11 protein-coding genes are annotated in these 12,794 nt (G+C 54.8%); 2 read left to right on the plus strand and 9 right to left on the minus strand.

Features of this window, described 5'->3' with window-relative positions; translation table 11 throughout:
* Positions 1–2: 2 nt before the first annotated feature.
* Positions 3–1,088, minus strand: coding sequence for a chorismate synthase (gene aroC, locus VIJ98_RS13605; RefSeq protein WP_008101259.1), 1,086 nt, complete (start codon positions 1,086–1,088; stop codon positions 3–5).
* Positions 1,089–1,134: 46 nt separating this feature from the next.
* Positions 1,135–2,067, minus strand: a complete 933-nt coding sequence (prmB, locus tag VIJ98_RS13610; protein WP_323274464.1) for a 50S ribosomal protein L3 N(5)-glutamine methyltransferase — start codon at positions 2,065–2,067, stop codon at positions 1,135–1,137.
* A gap of 159 nt (positions 2,068–2,226) precedes the next feature.
* Between prmB and smrB the strand changes: the two genes are divergently transcribed.
* Entirely contained in the window at positions 2,227–2,775 is a 549-nt protein-coding gene (smrB, locus tag VIJ98_RS13615; RefSeq protein WP_323274466.1) for an endonuclease SmrB, read from the plus strand.
* A gap of 63 nt (positions 2,776–2,838) precedes the next feature.
* On the opposite strand, the gene sixA is transcribed toward smrB, so the two are convergent.
* From sixA to VIJ98_RS13635, 4 genes are all read right to left on the minus strand, one after another.
* Positions 2,839–3,321, minus strand: coding sequence for a phosphohistidine phosphatase SixA (sixA, locus tag VIJ98_RS13620; RefSeq protein ID WP_036647371.1), 483 nt, complete (start codon positions 3,319–3,321; stop codon positions 2,839–2,841).
* Between the two features lie 195 nt (positions 3,322–3,516).
* Complete coding sequence (gene fadJ / locus VIJ98_RS13625; RefSeq protein ID WP_323274468.1) at positions 3,517–5,646, minus strand: fatty acid oxidation complex subunit alpha FadJ; 2,130 nt, start codon at positions 5,644–5,646, stop codon at positions 3,517–3,519.
* The gene (gene fadI / locus VIJ98_RS13630) at positions 5,646–6,956 is read right to left on the minus strand and encodes an acetyl-CoA C-acyltransferase FadI (protein WP_323274470.1); all 1,311 of its coding nucleotides are present in this window, start codon (positions 6,954–6,956) and stop codon (positions 5,646–5,648) included. The genes fadJ and fadI overlap by 1 nt, the downstream gene beginning before the upstream one ends.
* A gap of 166 nt (positions 6,957–7,122) precedes the next feature.
* Entirely contained in the window at positions 7,123–7,419 is a 297-nt protein-coding gene (locus VIJ98_RS13635) for a YfcZ/YiiS family protein (RefSeq protein ID WP_073980747.1), read from the minus strand.
* Between the two features lie 359 nt (positions 7,420–7,778).
* On the opposite strand from VIJ98_RS13635, the gene fadL reads away from it, so the two are divergent.
* The gene (gene fadL / locus VIJ98_RS13640; RefSeq protein WP_008101276.1) at positions 7,779–9,062 is read left to right on the plus strand and encodes a long-chain fatty acid transporter FadL; all 1,284 of its coding nucleotides are present in this window, start codon (positions 7,779–7,781) and stop codon (positions 9,060–9,062) included.
* 58 nt (positions 9,063–9,120) lie between these two features.
* Here fadL and VIJ98_RS13645 read toward each other — a convergent pair whose 3' ends face one another.
* The 3 genes from VIJ98_RS13645 to mlaA all read right to left on the minus strand — a co-directional run bounded on the left by VIJ98_RS13645 (position 9,121) and on the right by mlaA (position 12,790).
* Positions 9,121–10,338 (minus strand): mandelate racemase/muconate lactonizing enzyme family protein, encoded by a 1,218-nt coding sequence (locus tag VIJ98_RS13645; RefSeq protein ID WP_258143686.1) that lies wholly within the window; start codon positions 10,336–10,338, stop codon positions 9,121–9,123.
* 9 nt (positions 10,339–10,347) lie between these two features.
* Positions 10,348–11,649, minus strand: coding sequence for an MFS transporter (locus VIJ98_RS13650; protein ID WP_323274473.1), 1,302 nt, complete (start codon positions 11,647–11,649; stop codon positions 10,348–10,350).
* 373 nt (positions 11,650–12,022) lie between these two features.
* Positions 12,023–12,790 (minus strand): phospholipid-binding lipoprotein MlaA, encoded by a 768-nt coding sequence (gene mlaA / locus VIJ98_RS13655; protein ID WP_061717873.1) that lies wholly within the window; start codon positions 12,788–12,790, stop codon positions 12,023–12,025.
* Between the last annotated feature and the right edge of the window lie 4 nt (positions 12,791–12,794).

Here is a 12,794-nt window from a genome sequence, read left to right on the forward strand (position 1 = left end):
GCTTACCAGCGCGGCACGCTGCTGTTGACGTCACCGTTTTGCGCGCGCTGGCGCAGCAGGTGATCCATCAACACAATCGCCATCATCGCTTCGGCAATTGGCACCGCACGAATACCAACACACGGATCGTGACGACCTTTGGTGATCATCTCAACTTCTTCGCCGTCACGGGTGATGGTGTTGCCCGGCACGGTGATGCTGGAAGTCGGTTTCATCGCCAGATTGGCGCTGATGGTTTGGCCGCTGCTGATGCCACCCAAAATGCCACCCGCATGGTTGCTCTGGAAACCGTTGGCACGAATTTCATCGCGATGCTGGCTGCCACGCTGGTTGATGACTGCGAAACCGTCGCCAATCTCCACGCCTTTCACCGCGTTGATGCTCATCAGCGCATGCGCCAAATCCGCATCCAGACGATCAAATACCGGCTCGCCCAAGCCCGGCGGCACGTTTTCTGCCAGCACCGTGACTTTAGCACCGATGGAGTCGCCCTCTTTTTTCAGGCCACGCATCAGTTCATCCAGCGCTTCCAGTTTAGAGGCATCCGGGCAGAAGAACGGGTTCTCTTCCACGATGCTCCAGTCTTTCAGCTCACAGGCCACATCGCCAATCTGCGCCAGATAGCCGCGCACCACGATGCCATGCTTCATCTGCAAATACTTCTTAGCAATCGCACCAGCCGCCACGCGCATCGCGGTTTCACGCGCCGAAGAGCGTCCGCCGCCACGATAGTCGCGCAGGCCGTATTTCTGCTCGTAGGTATAATCGGCATGGCCAGGACGGAACAGATCTTTGATTGCGCCGTAATCCTGTGAACGCTGGTCGGTGTTCTCAATCAGCAGACCGATTGAAGTCCCCGTCGTCACGCCCTCAAACACGCCGGACAAAATTTTCACCTGATCCGGCTCGCGGCGCTGTGTGGTGTAGCGCGACGTGCCAGGACGACGACGATCGAGATCGTGCTGAATGTCGGCTTCCGTCAGCGGAATGCCGGGCGGCACACCGTCAACGATGCAGCCCAGCGCAATACCATGCGACTCGCCAAAAGTGGTTACGCGAAAAACTTGTCCGATGCTGTTTCCGGCCATGCTGGTTCCTTGTTGCGATGTTGCGGGCGAGCGCTCGCCCTCTTATTTAGTCTTTGTAGAATGAGAAGTGATGCTGTGCCGCGACGATTTGCTCGCGCGTCAGCATAAACACGCCGTCACCACCGTTATCAAACTCCAGCCAGGTAAACGGCACGTCTGGATACTGTTCGATCATGTGCACCATGCTGTTACCGACTTCGCAAATCAGCACGCCTTGCTCGGTGAGGTAATCCGGCGCACAGGCCAGAATACGGCGCACCAGTTTCAGGCCGTCGCTGCCCGCCGCCAGACCGAGTTCCGGCTCGTGGCGATATTCGTTCGGCAGATCGTCCATATCTTCCGCATCCACGTAAGGTGGATTGGTGACGATCAGATCGTATTTCACCGGCGGCAAGTTGCGGAACAGATCGGCGCGGATTGGCGTAACGTGGTTCAGCAGGCCGTGCTCTTCGATGTTCTGCTCGGCAACCGCCAGCGCATCGGTGGAGATATCCACCGCATCCACTTCCGCTTCCGGGAAGGCGTAAGCGCAGGCAATGGCGATGCAGCCGCTGCCGGTACACATATCGAGAATGTGATTAGGCGAATAGCTGATCAAACCGGCAAAACGGTTCTCAATCAGTTCACCAATCGGTGAACGCGGCACTAATACGCGCTCATCAACGTAAAATTCGTGGCCGCAGAACCAGGCTTTGTTGGTGAGATACGCCACTGGAATACGCTCGTTGACGCGGCGAATCACGCGCTCAACAATGCGATGACGCTCGCTGGCCGTCAGGCGCGCATTGCGCATATCTTCTGGAATATCCAGCGGCAGCCACAGCGTGGGCAGAACCAGTTGGACTGCTTCGTCCCAGGGATTATCCGTGCCGTGGCCGTACCAAATGCCTGCCGCCGAAAAACGGCTGACAGCCCAGCGCAGCATGTCCTGAATGGTGTGCAGTTCATTCACTGCCTCATCGACGAATATCTTGTCCACGTAGCCCTCCGCAGGCCATAAAATCAATCGGCCGATAGTGTGCCACGAAGCCGGGCAGAATTCAGCGCAGCGAGGTGAAAAAGCTGACATTTGTTAACAGTAACGGTTAAGGTATGCCACCGGCTGTTTACCAGCTTTTTCTGAACCTATCACCGAGCCATGAGTAAAAAAACGCCGCTAAGCCAGGACGATCAGCAAATGTTCCGCCAGTTAATGACCGGAACGCGCAAGCTGAAACAGGACACCATCGTGCACAAACCGGTGGTAAAAACGCGCCAACTGCCATTAAAGCGCCTGATATCAGAGCAAGCCGATAATAGTCATTATTTCTCTGACGAGTTTCAGCCGCTGCTTTCCAGCGAAGGTCCGGTACGCTACGTGCGCGCAGACGTCAGCCATTACGAGCAGAAAAAGTTGCGTCGTGGCGATTACACGCCGGAAATTTTTCTCGATCTGCATGGCTTAACGCAGATGCAGGCCAAGCAGGAGCTCGGCGCGTTGATCGCCGCCTGTCGTCGTGAGCATCTGTTCTGCGCCAGCGTCATGACCGGGCACGGTAAACACATCCTCAAGCAGCAAACACCGCTGTGGCTGGCACAACATCCGCATGTGATGGCGTTTCATCAGGCACCAAAAATGTTCGGCGGCGACGCCGCGCTGCTGGTGCTGATAGAGGTAGAAGAGTGGCATCCGCCTGAATTGCCGTGACGTGCCGCGCTACAAAAGGATAGGGCCGCGAATGCGGCCCACAGTAGTTGCAATTTTAGAGAATTAAATTGCTTTAGCCAATTTTGACGGGCTGACCTGCCACTCCAGCTTGCCTTCGCAGGCATCTGCATCAAAGTCCACACAGGCTATCGCGGAGGTGGCGAACATCGGCGGCGCTTCCTGCGGGCAGAGTTCAGACACTAAATAACCCACCAGCGGCAGATGCGAAATCACCAGCGCCGATTTAACCCCTTTCTGCGCCAGCACCTGCAAATAGCTGGCTACCATCGCGGGATCGCCGCCTGGCGTCAGTTCCGGCAACACATCCTGCCCTTCCGGCAAATTCAGCGTTTCACGTACCGTTGCCAGCGTTTGCTCAGCGCGCAAGTACGGACTCACTAATACCCGATCGATTGCTGGCGTTTTGCTGTTGAGCCAACTCGCCATCGCTCTCGATTCATCACAGCCACAGAGGGTGAGAGGTCGAACTGAATCACTCGCTGCTTCCAGAGCTGCGTCGCCATGACGCATGATAAAAACTTGCATAAAGCACCGCTGTTGTTTGTCGATATCGCCCGGTACCACAGCACCAGACGCTTCATTCTGCGAATGAACGGTGTGTTTTACCCCAATGGCTTCAGTATAGTCAACCGGTTGTTTATTAAATAAGCATATCTCAGATTGGTGCCGCGCTTGCCGCTGCGCGGCCCTCTGACTAACCCGCTGAATCTGTGCGCCTATTCATGATTGTGCAGAAGTGTAAAAATTCGTTTGCTGTTCTGACAATGCGATCAGCGCCTCACTTGGCGTAAAACGTTCGCCGTGTTGCTGCATTAATGAGCTTAATGCTTTGACGATTTCGCCAATGCCGCGCTGATCCATATAGCGGAACGGACCGCCGAGAAACGGCGGGAAACCGATGCCAAATACCGCTGCAATATCGCCATCGCGCGCGTTCCGAATCACCGCTTCATCCAGACAACGTGCCGCTTCGTTCAACATCATTAATACGCAACGCTCGGCGATCTGCGCTTCGCTCTGCTTCGCCTGCGGTTTGATGTTCAACAGCGTGTAGATTGACGCATCAGCTTTGCGCTTGCCCGGCCAGCGCGAACGTTGGTAGAGGTAGAACCCTTTGTGGTTCTTACGCCCTTTTCTGCCGTCAGCCAGAATGGCGTTCGCGGCGTTGGGTGCGCTGAAGCGAGAACCGTAAGCCTGCTCGAGAATCGGGCTGATTTTGCTGCCGACATCAATGCCCACTTCGTCCAGCAGCTGCAGCGGCCCAACCGGGAAACCGAATTTCACTAAAGCACGATCGATATGCTCAATCGGCTCACCTTCCTGCAAACAGTGCATCGCTTCATTTATATAGGGCGCGAGAATGCGGTTTACATAAAAGCCAGGACGATCTGCTACCACCACCGCTGTTTTACCCTGTTGCCGCGCCAGCTGCACCGTGTTCGCTAGCGTTTGCGCTGAGGTATTGGCGTGCGGAATCACCTCCACCAGCGGCATTTTGTCCACCGGGCTGAAGTAATGCAGGCCGATAATATTTTCCGGTCGCTGCGCATGCGCGGCGATGTCGGCAATCGGTAGCGACGAGGTATTGGAGGCAAATATGGTGTGCGGCTGGCAATGGCTTTCGATTTCGCTGAACATCTGCTGCTTGAGCGCCAGATCCTCAAATACCGCTTCGATCACCAGATCGCGCTGGCTGAACCCTTGATAATCGATGCCGCCGCTGATGCGCGCCATCTGCTGCTGACGTTCAGCCGCTTTCATTTGACGCCGCTTCACCTTGTTGCTCAACAAGTCCCAGCTGTATTGCAGCGCATGATTCACGCCATTGAGATTGATGTCTTTAATGCGCACCGGCAAACCGGCTTTCAGCGCCGTGACGCTGGCGATGCCGCCGCCCATCAATCCGCCGCCAAGCACGCCAATCTGCTTCAGCGCTTGCGGTTCAACACTCGCCATCGACTCTTTCTTTAAGGCGGTTGAGGCGAAGAACAGGCTGCGCAGCGCGGCCGATTCTGGCGTCATCGCCAGTTGACCAAAAGCGCGCGCTTCCGCTTCATGCCCGGCACTGCTGCCCTGCTCCAGACCGATGCGCACCACTTCAAGAATACGGTCAGCCGCAGGATAGTTGCCCTGGGTTTTGCTGTGGGTTTGACGCTGTGCCAGTGAAAACAGCACCTGACGGGCAATCGGTCCTTGCAGCAAACGATCGCGGCGCGAAAGTTCACGGCGAGCGCCTTTTCCTTTATGTACGCGCGCAATCGCCGTTTCCAGCAGAATCGATTGCGGCACCGCGTCATCCACAATCCCGATTTTGAGTGCCTGTTTGGCGCGCAGCTGTTTGCCAGTGAGAATTAGCGGCAGCGCCTGCTGCAAGCCAATCAGGCGCGGCAAACGTTGCGTACCGCCAGAACCCGGCAGCAAACCGAGCTGTACTTCCGGCAAACCGAGGCGCGTTTTGTCATCCAGCGAACAGATGCGCGCATTGCAGGCCAGCGCCAGCTCGAGGCCGCCGCCAAGGCAGGCACCGTGAATCGCCGCCACCACCGGAAACGGCAGCGCGGCAATCATCGCCATCACATCTTGTCCCTGCTTTGCCAGCGCTTCAGCTTCTTCAGCCGTTTTGCAGCTGGCGATCATGCTGATATCCGCACCGGCAACAAAGTTGTCTGGCTTGCCGGAGATCAACACTAATCCGGCTAAATCCTGATGGCTGCGCGCTTCATCCAGCACCGCTTTGATCTGCGGCACAAATTCGGCCTTCAGCGTGTTCATCTTCTCGCCCGGCACATCGATGGTAATCACACCGACATGATCGAGGCGCATATGTAAATGAAAGGCAGATTCGCTCATTATTCGGCCTCCAGAACCATTGCCGTGCCCAAGCCGCCCGCCGCGCAGGCGGTGACCAATCCTAAACCGCCCCCGCGCCGCCGCAATTCCTGCAGCGTTTGCGTAATCATGCGTGCGCCGGTAGCGGCAAACGGATGACCATAAGCAATCGATCCGCCGAGCACGTTAAAGCGCTCTTCATTCACTTCGCCCAGCGCATGCGGACGATTCAACACCTCGCGCGCAAAGCGTTCATCGCGGAACATTTTCAGGTTCGCTAAGGTTTGTGCGGCAAAGGCTTCATGCATATCAATCAGCGTCAGATCGTTGAGCGTGATGCCAGCGCGGTCCAGCGCCAGCGGCGAGGCGTAGGCTGGTCCGAGCAGCATGTCCTGCCAGACATCAATCGCCGTGAAGGCGTAGCTGCGCAGATAGCCGAGCGGCTGAATGCCGAGTTCGCGTGCGCGCCCTTCGCGCATCAGGATCACTGCCGCCGCGCCATCGGTCAGCGGCGTGCTGTTGGCGGCGGTCACTGAACCGTGGCGACGATCAAATGCCGGACGCAGTTTGGCGTAATCGGCGGCGCTGGCGTTGAAGCGAATATTGTTGTCCTGCTCGATGGGCGCTTTCCACGGCGGCACAAACGCCGGCATCACTTCCTGGCTTAGCACGCCCGATTGCCAGGCGCGCGCCGCATGCTTGTGCGAACGCAGCGCTAACGCATCCTGCTGTTCACGCGTGATGCCGTGACTTTTCGCCATCTGCTCGGCGGTATCGCCCATACGTAATCCGGTGGAATACTCCGCCACCGCCGGTGGCACCGGCAACAGATCGCGCGGACGCAAACGACGCAGGATACTGATTTTTTGGCTGAAACTGCGCGCTTTGTTGAGATCCACCAGCGCACGCGCCAGCGTCTTACTGACGCCAATCGGCAGCACCGAGGATGAATCCGCGCCACCGGCAATGCCGGCATCAATGGTGCCCGCCATCAAACTTTCCGCCACGTTTGCCACCGCCTGAAAACTGGTGGCGCAGGCGCGACTGACGCTATACGCATCGGTATGCACGCTTAATCCGCTGCTCAGAACAATTTCACGCGCAATATTCGGCGCTTCCGGCATCTGCACCACCTGGCCAAACACCAGTTGATCGATAACCTCGACCGGTAATTCACTGCGCGCCATCAGTTCGCTGATCACCATGCGTCCCAACTCCAGCGCGGGAATGCCATGAAAATCGGTCGCCTGACGGGCAAAAGGGGTGCGTAATCCGTGGGTTATGGCGATACGTTCGCCCTGACGCGTCAGCAGCGGCTGCGCTTTGCTCATTGCAATCACCTGTAATTTTCGACCGGGGCATCATTGCCAAACAGGTCTGACCTGATCATCAGTGTTAACTAAGTGTTGCTAAGTAGCCAATAAGCAGAGGAAAAAAGTGCGAGGGAATACACGAAAATGAGTTAAGGCTGCCGAAGGGGTTTCGGCAGCGGCGGGATTAGCGTAGGCCGAGCTGGAAAATCAGGGTTTCCGCCTGGCAGGCAAAGGTGAAGTCGATAGACAGGCGCACTGCATCGCCTTCGTTGGCAAATTCTGCACGAATATCGCAGGGATCGGATTCCACCTGACGCGCGCGCTCCGTCAAATGCGCCAGCATCGCATCTGCCGCATGACGATCGGCAAACACGCCAGACCAGCTCGCGGTGCAATCGGTATTGTCCATCACGGTTCCCACATCTACGCAGCAGCAGGCGGCCGTTTCGTTCGCACTACATTTTTTAATGGCATCAGTCATGGTTTTCTCCTGACGATAAATTCAACACAATCGGATCATTTTCTGCCGCAAAGTGTACGCCTGCTGGGTTTTCACATCCACGATCAAGCCGCTAAGTGACGAATATCACACTAAAAATTGATCCAGAACAAAATTGAAAGCTATGTTGAAGGCGAACCGCTAAGATTTTGTTAAGCAGATCTGATTTTATCGATCAAATCAGAAATATTTAAAAAACAATATTGCAACAAATACACAGGTCGGACCTATACTCGTCGCACTGGTCTGATATGTGGTTTTGACGTCAGTCCCTACAATTCGCCGCTCTTTGTTACGCGACGTAACAACGTTAAATAATAAATCTAGATGAGGTTGTGGTCATGAACCATAAAAACCTGTTTGCAAAGTCAGCTGTGGCAGCTGCAGTAACGCTCGTCTGTTCTCATGTTTACGCCGCGGGCTTTCAACTGAATGAATTCTCAGCAATTGGTTTAGGTCGTGCGTATTCCGGTGAAGGTGCGATGGGTGATACCGCCGCCTCTGCCAGCCGTAACCCGGCAACCATGGCGTTAATGGATCGCCCTTCTTTCTCGATTGGTGCGGTTTATATTGATCCTGAAGTCGATATTAGCGGCCAAAGCCCGTCTGGTCGCAGCCTTGATGCCAAGAATATTGCGCCGAATCAGTGGATCCCTAATCTTCACTACGTACATCCGATTAACGATCAGTGGTGGATTGGTGCGTCTGCAACCTCCAACTATGGTCTGGCAACCGAATTTAATAATGGCTATACCGCAGGTGGCTATGGCGGCAAAACCGACCTGATGACCGGCAACTTTAATATCAGCACCGCTTATCGACTGAATGAGAATTTCAGCTTCGGTATCGGCTTTGATGCGGTTTATGCCAAGGCGAAAATTGAGCGTTATGCCGGTGAATCTGGCGCAGCGCTGGGCATTCCTGCCGATACCCAAATTGCCCATTTAAAGGGCGATGAATGGGGCTACGGCTGGAACGCCGGCATATTGTATGAAGTGGATAAGAACAACCGCTTCGGTTTCACCTATCGCTCAGAAGTTAAAATCGACTTTGACGGCGATTACAAAAGTAGCCTGCCGGGTTACGTGAACTCCCTGCCACAGGCGCAGCTGTTAGGCTTGCCTTACGGCACCGGCGGCTCAACCATTCCGGGTTCTCTGACGCTGAATCTGCCTGAGATGTGGGAATTGTCCGGCTACCATAAAGTCGCACCACAATGGGCGGTTCACTATAGCCTCACGTATACCAGCTGGAGCCAATTCCAGGAGCTGAAAGCCACCGGCAGCAATGGCCAGACGCTGTTCTATAAGGATGAAGGCTTCCACGATGCTTATCGCATCGCGTTAGGTACCTCGTACTTCTATGACGACAACTGGACCTTCCGTACCGGTATCGCCTTTGATGACAGCCCGGTTCCGGCCGATAAGCGCTCTATCTCCATCCCGGATCAGGATCGTCTGTGGCTGAGCGCCGGTGCGTCATACGCGTTCAATGAAGATGCTTCCGTCGACTTGGGTATTTCTTACATGCACGGTCAGAAAGTCACCGTCAAAGAAGGCCCGTATACCTTTAACTCTGAAGGTAAAGCCTGGCTGTACGGCGCGAACTTTAACTACAAGTTCTGATGCGCAGATAACAATAAAAACGGCGACAGTGATGTCGCCGTTTTTTTATTGCCTGTTTCTATCCGCGCGCCGGTGCCAAATCCTTCACATCCGCCGGATGTTCGCCCATCTGTAAATGCAGGCGTTTGCCGCTGTACGACGCATGCTTCGCCACCACATCCATATTCAGTTCAACGCCGAGACCTGGTTCATTCGATGGAATGATATAACCCTCTTCCCATTGAATTGGACGCTTAAGAATTTCCGCGTGAAAACCATCCCAGCAGCCAATGCTCTCCTGAATCAAAAAGTTCGGCGTACAAGCCGCTAACTGAATGCTCGCCGCTGCGCCAATCGGTCCGTTATACAGATGCGGCGCGATTTGCGCGTAATGCACCTCGGCCAGCGCGGCGATTTTCTTCGCTTCCAGCAAGCCGCCCACCCGCGCCACGTTCATCTGCAGAATGCTGGCAGCGCCGGCTTGCAGCAACTGGTGAAATTCGTATTTGGTGGTCAGGCGTTCACCTGCGGCGATAGGGATTGAGGTGCTGCGCGCCACTTGCCCCATCGCTTCGGGCTGTCCGGGCGGCACCGGCTCTTCAAACCACAAAGGATCGTACTTCTCCAGCCGCTGCGCCAAACGAATGGCGGATGACGGCACCATCTGCCCATGTGTACCAAACAACAGATCGGCTTTGCTGCCGACCGCTTCACGAATGCGTTTGCAAAACAGTTCACAGCGATCCAACACTTCAACCGAGAGTTGGTGGCCGGAATAGGCGGTGTAAGGCCCGGCAGGATCGAATTTCACCGCCGTAAAGCCTTTGCGTACGTTTTCCGCTGCACATTCCGCCGCCAGATCCGCATCGTCATAATCATATTCGCCGCGATGATTGACCGGATAAAGATAGGTATAAGAGCGCAGACGCGGCTGAACCAAGCCGCCCAGCAACTGATAAACCGGCTGATTAGCCGCCTTGCCGACGATATCCCAACAGGCCATTTCTAAACCGCTGACGACGCCCATCATGGTGAGATCGGGGCGTTGCGTGAAGCCGCTGGAGTAACATTGGCGGAACAGACGCTCGGTATGATGCGGATCCTGATTCAGCAGATAGCGTTCAAACACATCGTTGATGATCGGCACCATCGCATCAGGGTGAAAAGTGGCAGCATAAATTTCGCCCACACCTTCAATGCCGTCGTCGGTCTTAAGTTTGACAAACAGCCAATACATGCCGCCAAGATGCGGAGGCGGAACGGCAACAACGTGAGTTTCCAGTGAGATGACTTTCATCAGGCTTCCTTATTTTCGATTAAAGCGAACGTGCAAACGCCAGGCGCCAAAGGCACCGCACAAGGTAATCACTACGATATAGCTGAAGAACAGCCGATATCCCATCGCTCCTGGGAAATGCTGGGTGAGATAGCCGCTGAGCAGCGGCAGGTAGATATCCGGTGAATAGCCAATCACTGAAACCAAACCAATCGCCAGGCCGGTACAGTGCGGCGGAATGTCGCAGCGATCGAGCAATGCCCAATAAAGGCCGCGCACCGCATAGGCGAACATACCCACTAACAGCACAAAGGCAATCAGCGCAATGTGAGGGATGCCTGCTGGCAGCAGAATCAAGGCAGATATGCCCAACGCACCGCAGATCAACACGCCGCAAAGTACGCCAGCCCGAGACATTTTATCCGCCAGCCAGCCGCCGCCGATGCCACCAATCGGGCGCATCCACATTTTTCCGGCGGTGATAAATGCTGCCAATGCAGCGGGTACGCCGTAATCGGAGGTGCGTAAGTAGGCGGAGAAATTGTAAGTCGACCAAAACAGTTGATAGCCGCAGAACACCACGCTCGCCAGCAGCCAAAGATTGGGTTTTGCCGCCAGGGTTTTCAGATCAAGCCACAAATTGCTATTACGTGCGGCAACACGATCCTGATGTTGCGCGGTGGCAGGATCGCGGATAAATAGCAGAATCACCGCCAGCGTGACGCACAGCGAGGCATACATCAGGATGACGTTGCGAAAGCCGGTTTGTTCCAGTCCCTGAGCGGCATACCAGCCAAACAACGCCACCGCAACGGTTGCCAGCGACGCTTCCACCATGCCGCGTCCACCATCCAGAATGCCAAAGAAACGTCCGCGCTCGCTGGATTGAGCAATTGAGCTCACGCGTTTGATGACCGCCGACCAGAAGGTTAATCCTGTCGACAATCCCCAGCAGGCGAAAATCAATAGCAGCCAATCAAACCCTGGCTTGCTGGCGTAAAAGTAGCCCAGCAATCCGGTCGTAAAGAGTGAAAAACAGATAAGGATGCGCGGCGCAACGCGATCTGCCAGCCAGCCGCTGGGCAAATAGCAGAGCACAAAAACAGTGCCAAGCGTGGAATAGAGTTGCCCGAGCTGCAGGTCGTTGATACCAAAAAAAGCCACCATCGTCGGTTGATAATATTGCCGCAGATACAGCAAGGGATAGATGGTGCCTGCCGCTAGCACTACCAGCGCTAGCTGGTACCAACGTTGTCGAGCGCTGAGTGTACTCACGGGCGTTTCGGCGGCGGAAAGAGACTGATTTTCTGCAGATGAAGTGCTGTCTGTCATGGCTTTTCCTTGCTGATAGAAGAAGTAAACCGCTGTTTTACTTCTTCTCAACTTATCCAACAGGAATAGAGGCGACTAGCAATAAGGTTAATTTTGTAAAAGAATTGTGAAGATAATGCGGAATTAATCCCTACATAAGATTAATAGCAAAATTTAACGTGAAGTGGATCTAACTATGATGATGAAAATTTAACTTAAGTAAAATCCAGGAAAAGAATGGCGACCTAATGGGTTAATGCTGGCAGTTAAGCGTGAATCGGTCGCCATGAATGGCGACCCTACGGTGATTTGGCGGGGGTTTTCGTAGGGTGCGCATTCATGCGCACCTGCATACATACGCCATCCTGTCTTATTCGCTGTTAAAAGTGCTGCTTTACTGCGAATCGATATCTTTCAGATCATCCTGAATCGCACTGGCGTTCGGATTATCTTCCGGCTTCAGCTTGCCGCCGTTGGCGATAAAGTCATGTCGCTGGAAGTAGGCATTACGAATGAAGGCATATGGATCTTGCTGCTGACGCAAAATGGCGTCCGAATCCAGCAACTGCGCACGGGTTTCAATCCCTTCCAGCGTCCATTTGCCCACCGAGATCGGCCAGCTCAACCAGCTTAATACCGGATAGAGCGTATCAACGAAGTCACCGCCATCTTCACGGATGGTGAAGCTGCCGTAGGCCGGCAATTCAACGTACGGACCATAACCGACGCCATAACGTCCCAGCGTGCTACCAAAGCGATGCGGCACTTCACGCGCCAGCTCCGGATTGGCTTTGCCTGCCACGTCGATAAAGCCACCCAGCCCTAACACGGTGTTCAGGAAGAAGCGGGTAAAGTGGATACCTGCCTGGCGCGGCTCACCAACCAGAATGGCGTTGACCATGCTGGCAGGCTCTTCAACGTTAGCTAATACATTACTTATGCCGCTACGTGCTGGCACCGGCACATAATCGCGCCACGCTACCGCCACCGGGCGCAGAACATACGGATCCAGCACGTTGTAGTTAAAGTTAAACATCGTGCGGTTAAAGCCTTCCAACGGATCGCTGCGCTGCGCAGGTTCCGTATTGTCAGCCGGTTTTGAGCTGGCACAACCCACCAGCAGTAAGCTGGCTAACGCCAAACCGGTCAGGCGGTTATTCATTCTT

The organism is Pantoea sp. S18 (assembly GCF_045689705.1).
Classification (GTDB): domain Bacteria; phylum Pseudomonadota; class Gammaproteobacteria; order Enterobacterales; family Enterobacteriaceae; genus Pantoea; species Pantoea symbiotica.